Source organism: Caulobacter henricii (assembly GCF_001414055.1).
GTDB lineage: Bacteria > Pseudomonadota > Alphaproteobacteria > Caulobacterales > Caulobacteraceae > Caulobacter > Caulobacter henricii.
This window is the reverse complement of record NZ_CP013002.1, coordinates 1,256,969-1,270,440: the sequence shown is the minus strand read 5'-3', so window position 1 is coordinate 1,270,440 and position 13,472 is coordinate 1,256,969. Positions and strand designations below refer to the sequence as shown.

Below are 13,472 nucleotides of genomic sequence, written 5' to 3'. Positions count from 1 at the left end.
TTCAAGATGGCGGGAGTTGAGACCATGACCCTGGCCTATGACCTCTACTGGTCCTTCCGCTCGCCCTATTCCTACATGATCACCCACCGCCTGACGGCGCTGGAGCGCGAGTTCGATGTGGTCGGAAACATCCGCCCGGTCTATCCGCTGGCTGTTCGCACTCCGGAGTTTTTCGAGACCCGCGACCCGCTGTGGTTCAGCTACTTCATGCAGGACATCCATCGCGAGGCGGCCTTTCTCGGCCTCCCCTTCCGCTGGCCCATCCCCGACCCGGTCAAGATGGACTTTGCCACCCGCACCTATCCCAAGGAGCAGCCCCATATCCATCGCCTGACCCATCTTGGCGTGGCGGCAGCCGAACTCGGCCGTGGACTGCCTTTCCTGACGCAGGTCAGCCATCTGATCTGGAGCGGCGAAGTCGACAACTGGCACGAGGGTGACCATCTGGCGCGCGCGACGGAGCGCGCCGGTCTGGACTGGGCCGCCCTGTCCGCCATCGCGGACCAGGAGGCCGACCGTCTGGCCACTATCGTGGAAGCCAGCCAGGTCGCCCAGCGGACAGCGGGTCACTATGGCGTCCCGATGATCGCCTTCAATGGCGAAGCCTTTTTCGGCCAGGACCGCTTCGATCAGTTCAAGTGGCGGCTCGAGCAGCAGGGACTGAAGGCGAGGACCTGAGAGCCAGGGCCAGGGCGGCCATCTGGACGAACAGCAGAACCAGGTTGAACGGCTGTCCGGGCACCGTGACGGGCAAGGGTCGCCAGAAGTACAGATTGCCAACCGCCAGCAGGGTATCGACGGTCTGCATGGCCAGGAACAGCGCCACCAGATCCCGGCGTCGCGCCACGACATAGAGTTCGAACACACCCTTGGCCATCTGGACCAGGCCCAGTGTCGCCAGAAACGAGACGATGGTTTCGCGGTTTGAGGACAGATCCAGACCCGCGATCGAGCGGGCTCCGCCATCGGCGGTGAAGGTATGGATCGCGCCGCGTCCCAGATTGATCAGCCCCATCAGGGCCAGCACTGCCGTCGGAATCCATCGCATCGGGTCACTCACCGGGCCAGAATGATTTTGTCGCACGATCACATCTTTCGGCACGCATTATGTCAATATATACTCCCACCAAGAACGGGCGAAAAGCCTGGTGACCCTAGGGAGCCTCCGGCATGCGAATTCTGAAGTGGGCGGGTGTGGCGCTGGCCGTGCTGGCAGCCTTGTTGACCGGCGCATGGCTGGGTCGCGATTTCCTGATCTATCAGATCGGGCGTCTGATGGTGCCCAAGGGCACCGACAACCGGCAGATCGCCTGGCAGCCTGGCCCCGATCAGGCCACGGTGCCGGCAGAACAACGCCCGCCCAACGTCATCTTCATCCTGGCCGACGACCTGGGCTATAACGATGTCAGCCTCAACGGCGGCGGCGTCGGCGGCGTGGTCAAGACGCCGAACATCGACTCGATCGCCCAGCAGGGTGTCGACCTGACCAACGGCTATTCCGGTAATGCCACCTGCTCGCCCTCGCGTGCAGCCATGATGACCGGCCGCTATCCGACCCGGTTCGGCTTCGAGTTCACCCCGACACCGGTCGGCTTCTCGCGTCTGGTTGGCAGCTTCCGCACCCCTGGCACCCTGCATCCGCCGCACTTCAATCGCGAGCAGGCCAAGGACATGCCGCCGATGGACGAACTGGCCGTGCCCGCGTCCGAAACGACCATTGCCGAGGTTCTGAAGACGCGCGGCTATCACACCGTGCATCTGGGCAAGTGGCACCTGGGCGGGTCCAAGGGCTCACGCCCCGAGGATCAGGGCTTCGACGAAAGCCTCGGCTTCATCGCGGGGGCCTCAATGTTCCTGCCGGAAAACGATCCGGGCGTCGTCAATTCAAAGCAGGACTTCGACCCGATCGACAAGTTCCTGTGGGCCAACCTGCCCTACACCGTGCAGTACAACGGTCAGCCGATGATGAAGGCCAAGGGCTTCATGACCGACTACCTGTCGGATCAGGCCATCGCCACGATCAAGGCCAACCGGAACCAGCCCTTCTTCCTCTACCTGGCCTACAACGCACCCCACACACCGCTGCAGGCTCCCAAGGCTGACTATGACGCCCTGCCCCAGATCAAGGACCACCGGCTGCGGGTCTATGGCGCCATGGTTCGGAACCTCGACCGCAATGTCGGCCGGGTGCTGCAGACGCTGAAGGACCAGGGCCTCGACGACAACACCCTGGTGGTCTTCACCAGCGACAATGGCGGTGCGCACTATGTCGGCCTGCCGCAGATCAACAGTCCCTTCCGCGGCTGGAAGGCCACCTTCTTCGAGGGCGGTATCCGCGTTCCCTACTATATGCGCTGGCCCAAGGCCCTGCCGGCCGGAACGCGCTTCTCAAGTCCGGTCGGCCACATCGACATGTTCGCGACAGCGGCCGGAGCCGCTGGAGCGGCCGTGCCGACCGATCGCGCCATTGATGGGGTCAATCTGATCCCGCATCTCACGGGCAAAAATCCGGCGCGCCCGCACGAAGCCCTGTTCTGGCGCTCCGGCGACTACCGGATGGTCCGGGCGGGGGACTGGAAGCTGCAGGTCCTGACCATGCCGGACAACCAGCCCGAAAAGCTCTGGTTGTTCGACCTGGCCGTGGATCCGACCGAGCGCAGGAACCTGGCGACCGTCAATCCTGCCAAGGTGGCCGAACTGAAGGCCCTGATCGCCGAGCGCGACAAGACCAACATCAAGGCGATGTGGCCCTCGCTGCTACGCGGCGCGATCAGCATCGACCACGCCTTGAATGCCCCCGATAAACCGTCCGACGAGTTCATCTTCTGGAATAACTAAGCTCCGGTCCGCTCCAAAGAAGAAGCCCCGCCCTTCTTGCAAGGGCGGGGCTTTTGTCTGCCTGGCGGTGGCGAAACATCCGCCGTCTAGGGGGTGAGGTCTTCCTTGGTTCGGATGTTCAACTGCCCTGCCAGACCCGTGATGCGGTGATGCTCGCCCTTCAGGCGTGGGCGCGACGGACCAGGCCGTCGATCAGATCCGTCAGAACCTCCGGGCAGTCCTCCTGCAGGAAGTGACCGCCAGAAACGATGACATGCGGCTGGCCCGCAGCGCCGGGCACCTTGGCCTGGAAGATCGCCTCCCCGCCCCTGGTCACCGCATCGCCGTCGCTGAAGGTGGTCAGGAACGGCTTGTCGAAGGCCGACAAGACTTCCCAGGCTGCCTTGTTCTCCGCCACCGAGCCGTGCTCGGGGGTGACCGGCACCAGGGTGGGGAACTGGCGCGCGCCTTCCTTGAAGCTCTCGTCGGGGAACGGCGCGTCATAGGCCGCGATCTCCTCCGGTGTCAGGTCACGCCCGGTGCCCATATTGACAATCAGACCAATCGGCATGACCGGCGTGTTCTGGCTGAACTCGAGCCAGGCCTTGAAACCGTCCGTCCAGCCTGTCCCGATCGGCAGGCCGGTATTGCCGACCGCAACAGCCGCGAAGCGCTCCGGGAAGGCCGCGACGAGACGCAGCCCGATCAGGCCGCCCCAGTCCTGGCAGAACAGGGTCGCCCCCTCCAAATCGATCTGGGTCAGCCAGGCGCTCATCCAGGCGACATGGCGCTCATAGGTATAGTCCGTGCGAACGGTCGGCTTGTCCGAGCGACCAAAGCCGATCAGGTCCGGGGCCACCACCCGATAGCCCTTGGCGATCAGGCCCGAGATCATCCTGCGATACAGATAGGCCCAGGACGGCTCGCCATGCATCAGCAGCACGACCGGAGCCTCGCGCGGCCCTTCGTCTACATAGTGCAGGCGAAGCGAGGTTCCGTCAGCGTCGGTGATCGTCGCGTAGTGCGGCGCAAACGGCCAATCAGAAAGACCCGCAAAGCGTTCATCCGGCGTCCTCAGAACCTGCATATCATCCCTCCCGTTGACTCGCCCCGATAACGAGCGACATATACTGACAACATGCGTGTCACTACATTGAGACGGGGTCAAGCCCGTCCTGCCGGGAGGATCGACCATGCGAACCAGAACAACCCTTGGGCTCGCCGTGCTGGGCATCGCAATCCTCGTGGGACTCGGCGGCTGGTTCGCGCGCGGCCGGATCGCCGAGACGGCGATGGAAAAGCTCTATGTGAAGGCCCTGTCCCGCGCCCCCGATGACGGCCTGGTGGACGGCCTGCATGTCGGCCTGTGCGGTGCCGGCGGTCCCCTGCCCGACCCCAGGCGGTCCGGACCCTGCACGGCGGTCCTGGCGGGGAAGCGCCTATTTGTCATCGATGCCGGCTCGGGCTCAGCCCGCAACCTGGCCCTGATGAACCTGCCGCCCGCCCGCATCGAGGCGGTGTTCCTGACCCATTTCCACTCTGACCACATCGACGGACTCGGAGAGGTCATGCTGCAGCGCTGGGCCGGCAGTGGCTCGGCCAGCCCCGTGCCCGTGCATGGTCCGCAAGGGGTGGAACAGGTGGTCGGCGGGTTCATGACGGCCTACCGCCTGGACCAGGGCTATCGCACCGCCCACCACGGCGCAGCCGTTGTGCCCCCCTCCGGCTTCGGTGGCCAGGCCCTGACCTTCAACGCCGCGGCCGACCAGCCCGACGTCGTCCTGATCAATGAACCGGACCTCAAGGTCACGGCTTTCCCGGTCAAGCATGACCCCGTCAGCCCCGCCGTCGGCTACGCCTTTGCCTATAAGGGCCGCACCGTGGTGATCAGCGGCGACACGGCCCTGTCGACCCGGGTCGAGACCGCCGCCAAGGGGGCTGACCTGCTGGTCCATGAAGCCCTGGCCCCCAATCTGGTGGCCATGCAGCAAAGGGCGGCCAAGGCCGCGGGACGCGAACGGCTGGTCAAGATTTTCAGCGACATCCCCGGCTATCATGCCTCGCCGGAGCAGGTCGCGGGCCTGGCCCAGCGTGACAAGGTCGGCATGCTGCTGTTCACCCACATCACCCCTGCCCTGCCGCTCGGTGCCCTGGAGGGTCCGTTCCTGGGCGCGTCGCCAAAGATCTATTCCGGCAAGATCAAGATCGGTCGCGATGGCGACTTCGTCAGCCTGCCGGCCGGCTCGAAAGAGATCGTGGTCAGCGACCGCCTGAAGATGTTCCACTAGCCGAGGCCACCATGACCGATCCCATAGCGCTCAGCGGTTCACCGGGCTCGCCCTATACCCGCAAGATGCTGGCCCTTCTTCGCTATCGCCGGCTGGCCTATCGCTACCTGACCAGTTCGGGACAGGCCCTCGAGGGCCTGCCTCGCCCCAAGGTGCAACTGCTGCCCACCTTCTATCTGCCGGGCCCGGATGGCGCGCTCGAGGCCGTGGTCGATTCCTCACCGATCATCCGTCGGCTGGAGGCCGATTACAGCGGCCGGTCGGTGATCCCGACGGAACCCGCCCTGGCGTTCCTCGATCAGTTGATCGAGGACTATGCCGATGAATGGCTGACCAAGGCGATGTTCCACTATCGCTGGAGCTTTCCGGACGATATTGCCCGCGCCGCCACCATCATTCCCTGCTGGCGCGGAAGCGTCATCTCCAATGCGGACCTGGCCGAGCTCGCGACCCGGTTCAGCCGGCGGCAGATCGATCGCCTCTATGTAGTCGGCTCCAACGCGACGACAGCCCCGGTCATCGAGTCCAGCTATCGCCGCTTTCTCGAGGCCTTCGAGGCCCATCTTACCGTCCAGCCGTTCCTGCTGGGGACCCGTCCCGCCGCCTGTGATTTTGCCGTATACGGACAACTGACCCAACTGGCCCAGTTCGATCCCACGCCCATGGCCCTGACCCTGGCGATCGCGCCCCGGGTCTATGCCTGGGTCAGCCAGATGGAGGACCTGTCGGGCCTGGAACCGGCCGCCGCCGACTGGATCAATCTGGACGCACCGCCCCCGACTCTGCTGGCCGTCCTGACCGAGATCGGGCGGGTCTATCCTCCCGTCATGCTCGCCAATGCCCGGGCGGTGATGTCCGGCGCGGAGGCCGTGGATGCCGTCGTCGACGGCCGGGCCTGGACCCAGCCACCCTTCCCCTACCAGGCCAAGTGCCTGGCCTGGCTGCGCGAGGCCCGGAGCCGTCTTTCGGAGGTCGACCGGGCCAGGGTTGATCCCCTCATGGAGGCCTCCGGCTGCGCCGCCCTGTTTGCCTGACCACTGGCGCGGCCAGTCGCCTCGCCTTAAGGACATCGAGGAGAGACTTATCGGGCGGAACCGCGTGACTCAGGAAGCAGACAAGGCGATAGACGACATGGCCCCGGAAGCCGACGGCCGCCGGCGGCGGGGGCAAAACAACCGCGCCCGGATCGTCACGGCCATGCTCGAGATCATCCGCACCGGCGACATGTCGCCCAGCGCCGAACAGGTGGCGGCCCGGGCCGATGTCGGCCTGCGGACCGTGTTCCGGCACTTCAAGGACATGGACAGCCTCTATAGCGAGATGTCGGTCGCCATCGCCGACGAACTGCGCGCTGTCGTCGGCACCCCGTTCCAGTCTGTCGACTGGAAGGACCGCGTGCTGGAACTGGTCGACCGCCGGGCCTTCGCCTTCGAGAAGATCGCCCCGTTCAAGCACGCCTCAGAAGCCTATCGCCACCGCTCGCGCTTCCTCAGCGAGGACAGCAGCAATCTGGTCCTGGCCCTGCGCCAGATCCTGGTGCGCGAACTGCGGCCGCCCTTGACTGACGATCCGCTCAAGGTCGAGGCCCTGGACCTGCTGCTCAGCTTTGAGGCCTGGTCACGACTGCGCCGGGAACAGGGCCTGAGCATCGAGGCCGCTGCCGGGGTGCTGCGGGCCGCCGTGCGCCGTATACTCGACGAGGCCTGAGGTGAGCGACGCCCCCTTCCCCACCCTGCGCGCGGCCAACCTGGCCCGCCAGGCAGAGTGGGACACCGACAGCCAGATCACCCTGTCCTATCGTGGCAACGAACTGGCCGGCGAGGTGGGCGAGGCCTGCAATCTGATCAAGAAGCTGGAACGCGAGCGCATGGGGATCAGGGGCTCGCGCGCCAATGTCGCGGACCTGGCCGAAGAACTGGCCGACGTGATCATCTGCGCCGACCTGATCGCCATGCAGCTGGGGATCGACCTCGACCGCGCCGTGGCGGAGAAGTTCAACAAGACCTCGGAAAAGGTGGGGCTGAAGACGCGGATGGCGCTGACCAAAGCGACCTCCGGCGAATCCGATCGCTAAGCCGACAGCTCGGCTAGGTCTTCCCCGCCAGATCCGGCCGCGAGGCCAGGAAGGCCGCTTTTTCCTCGGGCGTCAGCACCTTGGCGGTCTTGCGGCGAGAGGCCTTGGGCGTGGCCCGGGCATAGACCTCGGTCTGGGCGGACGCCGGCTTGAGATCGGCCAGGCGCTTGATCGGCGGTTTCATCGGGTTCCCCAGATCAGTTCGGGCAGGACCATGCCGCCATACCATGACGATCTCATGAGTCGGCGACCAAGGGCGCTGCGTCACGTTACAATGGAAGTTGGTAGGCCCGGAGGGACTCGAACCCCCAACCAGACCGTTATGAGCGGTCGGCTCTAACCATTGAGCTACAGGCCCCCAGGATCGCGCGGCGCGTTCGGAGGAAGGGCGGATTAGCATGGGCCGAACGCGGCTTAAAGCTCCCGTTCAGGTTCAATCTCCCATCAGGGAACCATAGCGGGTCGGCCAAGCTTCCATGACGACCCCAAAGGAGACCTACCCATGACCATGATCGCCGCCCGCATCGCGTCGCTCGCCCTGATCCCCGCGGCTTTCGCTGCAGCGCCGGCCCTGGCCCAGAGCGCGCCGGACACCGCCTTCCGCACCACCACCTTCAGCCTCGCGGCCGCTGGCGAGACCCTGGTCGCTCCGGACATGGCGACCATCAGCCTCGGCGTTCAGACCGATGACATGACCGCCGCCGGTGCCCTGAAGGCCAATGCCGCCAAGATGACCCAGGTCATGGCCGTGCTGCGCAAGGCCGGGATCGCCGAGCGCGACATCCAGACCTCGAACCTCAATGTGAACCCGCAATATGTGTACGAGCAGAACCAGCCGCCCAGGTTCAACGGCTACCAGGTCAGCAACCAGGTCACGGTGACCGTGCGCGACCTGGCCAGGCTCGGCCAGGCGCTCGACGCCACGGTGGCCGCCGGTGCCAATACGGTCGGCGGGATCAGTTTTGGCCTGCAGAACCCGCAGGCTGCCGAAGACGCGGCACGGATGGATGCGGTGAAGGCGCTGCAGGCCAAGGCCGATCTCTATGCCCGGGCCACCGGCTACAGGATCGTGCGGCTGGTCAATCTGGGCGAAGGCGGCGGCTATGCCCCGGCGGCCCCCATGCCGGTGTTCGCCATGGCCAAGCGCGACATGGCCGAGTCGAGCCCCATCGCCGGCGGTGAGCTGAAGGTGAGGATCGACGTCACGGCGACCTATGAGGTGAGCCGCTAAGCTGTCACGGAGGCCGGCTGCTAGAAGCCGGCCTTTGTGAAGGCGCGCTCGACGCGCTCCTGCACCTCCCGACCCGGCAGGGCCCGCTCGCCTTCCATGACCGCCACATAGGTCAGGTTGCGGGCGGGCTTGCCCTCGCCGGTCGGCACCGGCCCCATGGCCCAGCCCACAGTGTTCGCGCCGCCGGTGCCCGTCGGGCAACTGGCGAAACGGGCCGGCTTGCCGATCGCATCCCTGAGCACGACCTCAGCGACGACCGGCGAACCGCCGGCGCAGGTCGGCAGGTTGCGGGCGCAGGTAATGTAGCCTCCAGCTCGCCAGACCATGGCTCCAGAGGCATCGGCCACGATCACGCAGGTCGAGGCAGAGCCGATCGCCCGGCCGACGCTGTCGGTCAGGCGGGCCTCGTCGATCCCTGGCGGCAATTTTGGCGCGCAGCCGGCCAGCAGGACGGCGGTCAGGAACAGTCCGGCTGGGATGCGCATGTCAGGCGGCCTTCTTGATCAGGTTGCCATCGTCCAGCAGCACCACGGTCGGGGCGTAGTTGCGCGCCTCCTCGGCCGGCAGCTGGCAATAGGTGACGATAATGACGGTGTCATTCTTCTGCACGAGACGGGCCGCAGCACCATTGACCCCGACCACCTTGGAGCCGCGCGGGGCCTCGATGGCATAGGTGGTGAAGCGCGCGCCATTGGTGATGTTCAGCACATCCACCTGTTCGTTGGGCAGGATGCCCGACGCATCGAGCAGGTCGCGATCGATCGCGATCGAGCCTTCATAGTCCAGATCGGCCTGGGTGACAGTCGCGCGGTGCAGCTTGGCCTTCAGCATTGTAAGCAGCATACGGCCCTATCCCTTTAAAAAAAATCAGTTTTACTGGGCAGGTGGGGTCATGGAGCCCAGCCGCCGCGGCCATATAGACATGAAGGCTTGCGGGTTCAAACAGGGTGGTCCTCCGAAAGGGTTAACATTCACTGCGATCCGCGTTAAGGTTTGCGGAACGGGGTTATGCGGTGGCGACCATGCGCAACGGACAGCTGATCCTGGCGACAGTCATCGTCGTGACCACTCTGGGCATCGGTGCGACGATCGGGTCGCACGCCACGGCCAAGACCCGGCCGGATCCAGCTGTCGGCCCGCAGGGCGTCGCAACAAAGCCTGCCGTGACTGGAAGCAGATAGATCGTCAGAGGATTTGCCGTCGGCGGCAAGCCGGGCTCCGCGGAGGCCGTCATTCCGCCCGATCCAACCCTGACGAGCCATCAAGTCGCAAACGGCCCTAGGCCGCCGCCGACTTCAGGAAATCCGTCATATGACCCAACAGGTCCGCCTTGCCGCGGAACGGTTTGGAGAGGGCCAGTACGGTGTCGGAATGGTCTAGCCCGGGGTAGTGGCGCTCTTCCACCCGGACACCGGCCTCGCGGAGGGCGGCAGACAACTTGCGGGTGTTGCGCGGGAAGACCGTCGTATCGGCATCGCCCGTGGCCAGGAACGCGGCTGGCGACCGCGCGGTCACGAACCGCCCCGGCTGGGTGGCCGTCAGGTCCTGCGCCTTGCCGAAGGTACGCCGCGTGACCGGCCCGTCCAGGGGCAGGAAGTCATAGGGCCCCGACAAGCCTGCAAAGCCTCGCACCACGCTGGGCGCAACGCCTGCAGCCTTAAGATAGCGATGATCCAGGGCCAGCATGGCCGCGTTATAGGCACCGGCAGAATGACCGATCAGGACGATCCGGCCCGGGTCTCCACCCAGACCTGCCGCATTCTCCACCGCCCAGCGCACGGCAACAGCGCAATCGTCCAGGAAGTCCGGAAAAACGACTTCAGGATAGAGTCGATAGTCCGGCACCAGGGTCAGAAAACCCCGGGCAGCCAAGGCTCGTCCCGCCCAGGCATAGTCGGCGCGGCGGCCGGAATCCCAGGAACCGCCATAGAAGAACAGGGCCACGGGCTCCGCACCGGTCGCCTTGGGCGGCGCATAGACGTCCAGCATCTGGCGCGGGCCCGGGCCATAGGTTGCGCCACGCAGGGGCGTGCGCGCAGCGTCCTTGGGCGTAAGGGTCGCAAACATCGACAGCGGGGAACAGGCACTCGCCAAGGAGGCCGCCAGGGCCGTCACGCCGACGCGTCGCGTCATAGAACCATCCGTCACGCCGATCTCCACCCTGGCTGCCCAACAAGATACGGACAAGGTGCGTTTTGGACGACTGTTTTCAGCGTCCTTCGACCAGCCTGCCTATGGCATCTAGATAGAGACCGAAGGCCGTTCGGCCGCAGTCGGTGAGACTGACCCGGGTCAGGGGTTTGCGGCTGACGAAAGTCTTCTCTATCGCGACATAGCCCGCGTCTTCCAGTTTGCGCAGATGGACCGAGAGATTGCCGTCGGTCACCGCCAGTTTGGCCTTCAGAGCATTGAAGTCAGAGACCTCGGCTCCAGACAGAAAGGCCATGATCCCCAGGCGCACGCGTCCATGGATGACCTCGTCGATGTGATCGATTTCAAAATCGTCCATCGGGCTGACCTAGATAGTGTCCGAGGGTTCTTGGCGCATCAGGATCAGGCCGGGAACCATGGCGAGCAGATAGAGCGCCCCCGCATAGCCCAGCCAGGCCCACGAATTGCCCATCAGCATTGCCATGGCGATGGAACCCGCAAACGACGCCACTGCGACAAACCTCAGCCAGGTCGCCTGCGACATTGCTGCGGCCACGGACCAGGCCCCGCCGTAGAGTGCCAGGACGATCGACGGCGAGAAGTTGATCAGATTGATATCGCGGGTTTTCCAGCTGGCCACGGCCAGGGCCGTGAAGATCACGAAACAGCCCCAACCCACGCCCATCCAGGCATTGCGCATGGCGCGATTGCCCGAAGACCCGGCTCCGGGGCGTTCACCCATGCCGCGCTTGAGCACGAAGATCATGATCATGTGCAGGATAAAGGCCGCGATCCAGACCACGGCCAGGACCTGAGACGGCATCCTGAGGACCTGGGACAGGACAGCCCACTGGATGAGGCTGGCTGTTCCAAAGATCGCACCCGCCGAAACGAGCATGGATCCGCCCAGCAGCGGCGCCTGACGCCCTTCCTCGGCCAAGGCGCGCATGAACGCGATGTCGTCGCGTATGGCCTTCATTTCTTCGGTCACGGCAAAGCACTCCGCTCAAGTTTGATGAGGCAGCAATACCGCATCAACTTTGAATCGTAAAGTTCTTTTTCAGAGCTTGTAGCCGCCTGCCATGACCTTGGTGAAGACGGCCTTGGTGATCTTCACATAGCCCTTCACCGGGTCGCGGAAATACAGCGGGTCCTTGGTCCGGGTCGGATCGAAGCCATCCGTCACCAGATCGATCTTGCGATACTTGAAGGTGCCGGTCGTCTCGATCTCGCGCTGCAGGCGCACGAAGATCGGTCGGGCATAGGTCGGCAGTTCCCGGTCGACATGCTCGGCCAGGGTTGCGATCTCGAAGTCCGGGCCCACGACCAGAGACGCCATGCCCGCCTTGCCGTCCAGTTCGCCGATCTTGACGCCATAGACATTCACTTCAAGCACGCCGGTCACCCCGGCCAGACGCTCGGCCACTTCACTCGTGGCGACATTCTCGCCTTTCCAGCGGAAGGTGTCGCCGATCCGGTCAACGAAATAGATGTAGCCGTCACTATCCGTCCGCATCAGGTCGCCGGTCCGAAACCAGGCGTCGCCCTTGGCGAAGACGTCGTGAAGGACCTTCTTTTCGGTCGCGGCCTTGTCGGCGTAACCTGTGAAGTTGGATCGGGCGTCATTGGCGATCTGGCCGATACATTCGCCCACGTCGCCAGGCGCACATTCGATGCAACAGCCGTCGGGTCCCCGGATCGGCATCTCATTTTCAACGTCAAACTTGACGATGCGGGTGTTGAACTTGCCCTTCAGATAGCCGGGAAGACGCCCGATCGCGCCGCGACGACCATCGAAGTTGAAGAAGGACACATTGCCTTCGGTCGCTCCGTAAAACTCCAGCACGCCGCCGACCTTGAAGCGATCCATCATGTCGTCCCAGACATCAGGACGCAGACCATTGCCGAAGATCAGGCGAATCTTGTGGTCGCGATCACTGTCGCTGACCGGCTGATTGGCCAGATAGCGGCACAGTTCGCCGATATAGACGAACATGGTGCAGTTTTCGGCGCGGATATCGCTCCAGAAGTAGGTCGCCGAGAACTTCTTGCGAAGAACAATCGATCCGCCATTCAGCAGTCCGGCTCCCATGGCGCAGAGGCCACCGGTCGCATGGTAGAGCGGCAGGGTCACATAGATGCGATCGGTATGACGCGCATCGGTCGAACCGGCGAAGCCGCGCATGTAGAGCTGCACCCGCATGTGATTGATGCGCGCGGCCTTGGGCAGACCGGTTGTGCCGCTCGTGAAGATGTAGAGGGCGGTATCCTTGGCGGTCAGCCCACCCCGGGCCGCCTCGCGGTCCGGCCGCAACTGGCTACAGCTCTTGAGGGCGTTGAGGAGATCGCGCTGGTCGCCCTGCGCTGCCCCCAGAATCCATTGCTGCACATGGCGGCCCAGACCATCCTTGACCTGCTCGAAACAGGGCGAGGTTTCGGGATCGACGATGCAGTGCAGGGCCTGGGAGATGTTCAGACAATGGGCCAGGGCCGGGCCGGTCAACTGATTGTTGATCAGGGCCGTCGCCACCCCGACCTTGGAGAGGCCATACCAGATCGCCAGATATTCCAGCCGGTTGGGCATGAACAGCGCCACGGTCTGGCCACGCGTGATGCTCTGCCCCTTGGCCCAGTGCGCATAGCGGTTGGCCATGGCATCCAGCTCGGCATAGCTGATCGTCTTGCCTTCAAAGGTGATCGCCCGGCTGGAGGACCAGCGATCGACCGCAGCTTCGAGATCGTCACAGATCAGGTTTTCGCTGTCCGGTGTAATGGACTTCACGCGCTTGAGGGTGCGCAGCATCCCTTTCAGGAACAGCCACTCACGCTTAAACCTAGCCTGCAAACGCATCAGTGCCCTCCATTCAAACAACCATTGGAGAGCGCCGCGCGACCGGTCAAGCCGCACCGT

The 13,472-nt window shown here is 64.5% G+C and carries 16 protein-coding genes and 1 tRNA gene; 7 read left to right on the top strand and 10 right to left on the bottom strand.

The annotated features are described in order from the left end of the window. The first annotated feature begins 24 nt into the window (after positions 1-24). Entirely contained in the window at positions 25-678 is a 654-nt protein-coding gene (locus AQ619_RS05980) for a 2-hydroxychromene-2-carboxylate isomerase (RefSeq protein WP_062145442.1), read from the top strand. On the opposite strand, the gene AQ619_RS05975 is transcribed toward AQ619_RS05980, so the two are convergent. Then, positions 635-1,048: a hypothetical protein gene (locus tag AQ619_RS05975; RefSeq protein ID WP_062145441.1), complete on the bottom strand. Its 414-nt coding sequence runs from the start codon at positions 1,046-1,048 to the stop codon at positions 635-637. The genes AQ619_RS05980 and AQ619_RS05975 overlap by 44 nt on opposite strands. A 122-nt stretch (positions 1,049-1,170) precedes the next feature. Between AQ619_RS05975 and AQ619_RS05970 the strand changes: the two genes are divergently transcribed. Beyond that, on the top strand, positions 1,171-2,838 hold the full coding sequence (locus tag AQ619_RS05970) for a sulfatase-like hydrolase/transferase (RefSeq protein ID WP_062145439.1): 1,668 nt from the start codon (positions 1,171-1,173) through the stop codon (positions 2,836-2,838). Positions 2,839-2,998: 160 nt separating this feature from the next. Here the strand turns inward: AQ619_RS05970 and AQ619_RS05965 are convergent, their stop codons facing one another. After that, positions 2,999-3,904 (bottom strand): haloalkane dehalogenase, encoded by a 906-nt coding sequence (locus tag AQ619_RS05965; protein WP_062145437.1) that lies wholly within the window; start codon positions 3,902-3,904, stop codon positions 2,999-3,001. Between the two features lie 106 nt (positions 3,905-4,010). Between AQ619_RS05965 and AQ619_RS05960 the strand changes: the two genes are divergently transcribed. From AQ619_RS05960 to AQ619_RS05945, 4 genes are all read left to right on the top strand, one after another. Continuing rightward, the gene (locus AQ619_RS05960; RefSeq protein WP_062145434.1) at positions 4,011-5,105 is read left to right on the top strand and encodes an MBL fold metallo-hydrolase; all 1,095 of its coding nucleotides are present in this window, start codon (positions 4,011-4,013) and stop codon (positions 5,103-5,105) included. An 11-nt stretch (positions 5,106-5,116) separates the two neighbouring features. Next, the gene (locus tag AQ619_RS05955; protein WP_062145432.1) at positions 5,117-6,139 is read left to right on the top strand and encodes a glutathione S-transferase N-terminal domain-containing protein; all 1,023 of its coding nucleotides are present in this window, start codon (positions 5,117-5,119) and stop codon (positions 6,137-6,139) included. Between the two features lie 64 nt (positions 6,140-6,203). Further along, complete coding sequence (locus AQ619_RS05950) at positions 6,204-6,812, top strand: TetR/AcrR family transcriptional regulator (RefSeq protein WP_335338045.1); 609 nt, start codon at positions 6,204-6,206, stop codon at positions 6,810-6,812. A 1-nt stretch (position 6,813) separates the two neighbouring features. After that, positions 6,814-7,179, top strand: coding sequence for a MazG-like family protein (locus tag AQ619_RS05945; protein ID WP_207205015.1), 366 nt, complete (start codon positions 6,814-6,816; stop codon positions 7,177-7,179). A 13-nt stretch (positions 7,180-7,192) separates the two neighbouring features. Here the strand turns inward: AQ619_RS05945 and AQ619_RS19000 are convergent, their stop codons facing one another. Next, positions 7,193-7,363 (bottom strand): hypothetical protein, encoded by a 171-nt coding sequence (locus tag AQ619_RS19000; RefSeq protein ID WP_166504148.1) that lies wholly within the window; start codon positions 7,361-7,363, stop codon positions 7,193-7,195. 98 nt (positions 7,364-7,461) lie between these two features. Beyond that, positions 7,462-7,537 (bottom strand) — tRNA-Ile (locus tag AQ619_RS05940). 144 nt (positions 7,538-7,681) lie between these two features. Between AQ619_RS05940 and AQ619_RS05935 the strand changes: the two genes are divergently transcribed. Then, the gene (locus tag AQ619_RS05935) at positions 7,682-8,410 is read left to right on the top strand and encodes an SIMPL domain-containing protein (RefSeq protein ID WP_062145428.1); all 729 of its coding nucleotides are present in this window, start codon (positions 7,682-7,684) and stop codon (positions 8,408-8,410) included. A 20-nt stretch (positions 8,411-8,430) separates the two neighbouring features. Here the strand turns inward: AQ619_RS05935 and AQ619_RS05930 are convergent, their stop codons facing one another. The 6 genes from AQ619_RS05930 to AQ619_RS05905 all read right to left on the bottom strand — a co-directional run bounded on the left by AQ619_RS05930 (position 8,431) and on the right by AQ619_RS05905 (position 13,412). Further along, complete coding sequence (locus tag AQ619_RS05930; protein ID WP_062145426.1) at positions 8,431-8,895, bottom strand: hypothetical protein; 465 nt, start codon at positions 8,893-8,895, stop codon at positions 8,431-8,433. Between the two features lies 1 nt (position 8,896). After that, positions 8,897-9,253, bottom strand: coding sequence for an aspartate 1-decarboxylase (gene panD, locus AQ619_RS05925; RefSeq protein WP_062145424.1), 357 nt, complete (start codon positions 9,251-9,253; stop codon positions 8,897-8,899). Between the two features lie 435 nt (positions 9,254-9,688). After that, positions 9,689-10,543 (bottom strand): alpha/beta hydrolase, encoded by an 855-nt coding sequence (locus tag AQ619_RS05920; RefSeq protein WP_062145422.1) that lies wholly within the window; start codon positions 10,541-10,543, stop codon positions 9,689-9,691. A 76-nt stretch (positions 10,544-10,619) separates the two neighbouring features. Further along, positions 10,620-10,919: a winged helix-turn-helix domain-containing protein gene (locus tag AQ619_RS05915; RefSeq protein ID WP_062145420.1), complete on the bottom strand. Its 300-nt coding sequence runs from the start codon at positions 10,917-10,919 to the stop codon at positions 10,620-10,622. 9 nt (positions 10,920-10,928) lie between these two features. After that, positions 10,929-11,552 carry a hypothetical protein gene (locus tag AQ619_RS05910; RefSeq protein WP_062145418.1) on the bottom strand — a complete coding sequence of 208 codons (624 nt, stop codon included), beginning with the start codon at positions 11,550-11,552 and terminating at the stop codon, positions 10,929-10,931. A gap of 69 nt (positions 11,553-11,621) precedes the next feature. Further along, positions 11,622-13,412, bottom strand: a complete 1,791-nt coding sequence (locus AQ619_RS05905) for a long-chain-acyl-CoA synthetase (protein ID WP_062145416.1) — start codon at positions 13,410-13,412, stop codon at positions 11,622-11,624. Positions 13,413-13,472: the final 60 nt, after the last annotated feature.

Coding starts and splice junctions, on each gene's coding strand:
- AQ619_RS05980 (WP_062145442.1), top strand. CDS start 25: ATGACCCTGGCCTATGACCTCTACTGGTCCTTCCGCTCGCCCTATTCC.
- AQ619_RS05975 (WP_062145441.1), bottom strand. CDS start 1,048: ATGCGATGGATTCCGACGGCAGTGCTGGCCCTGATGGGGCTGATCAAT.
- AQ619_RS05970 (WP_062145439.1), top strand. CDS start 1,171: ATGCGAATTCTGAAGTGGGCGGGTGTGGCGCTGGCCGTGCTGGCAGCC.
- AQ619_RS05965 (WP_062145437.1), bottom strand. CDS start 3,904: ATGCAGGTTCTGAGGACGCCGGATGAACGCTTTGCGGGTCTTTCTGAT.
- AQ619_RS05960 (WP_062145434.1), top strand. CDS start 4,011: ATGCGAACCAGAACAACCCTTGGGCTCGCCGTGCTGGGCATCGCAATC.
- AQ619_RS05955 (WP_062145432.1), top strand. CDS start 5,117: ATGACCGATCCCATAGCGCTCAGCGGTTCACCGGGCTCGCCCTATACC.
- AQ619_RS19000 (WP_166504148.1), bottom strand. CDS start 7,363: ATGAAACCGCCGATCAAGCGCCTGGCCGATCTCAAGCCGGCGTCCGCC.
- AQ619_RS05935 (WP_062145428.1), top strand. CDS start 7,682: ATGACCATGATCGCCGCCCGCATCGCGTCGCTCGCCCTGATCCCCGCG.
- AQ619_RS05930 (WP_062145426.1), bottom strand. CDS start 8,895: ATGCGCATCCCAGCCGGACTGTTCCTGACCGCCGTCCTGCTGGCCGGC.
- panD (WP_062145424.1), bottom strand. CDS start 9,253: ATGCTGCTTACAATGCTGAAGGCCAAGCTGCACCGCGCGACTGTCACC.
- AQ619_RS05920 (WP_062145422.1), bottom strand. CDS start 10,543: ATGACGCGACGCGTCGGCGTGACGGCCCTGGCGGCCTCCTTGGCGAGT.
- AQ619_RS05915 (WP_062145420.1), bottom strand. CDS start 10,919: ATGGACGATTTTGAAATCGATCACATCGACGAGGTCATCCATGGACGC.
- AQ619_RS05905 (WP_062145416.1), bottom strand. CDS start 13,412: ATGCGTTTGCAGGCTAGGTTTAAGCGTGAGTGGCTGTTCCTGAAAGGG.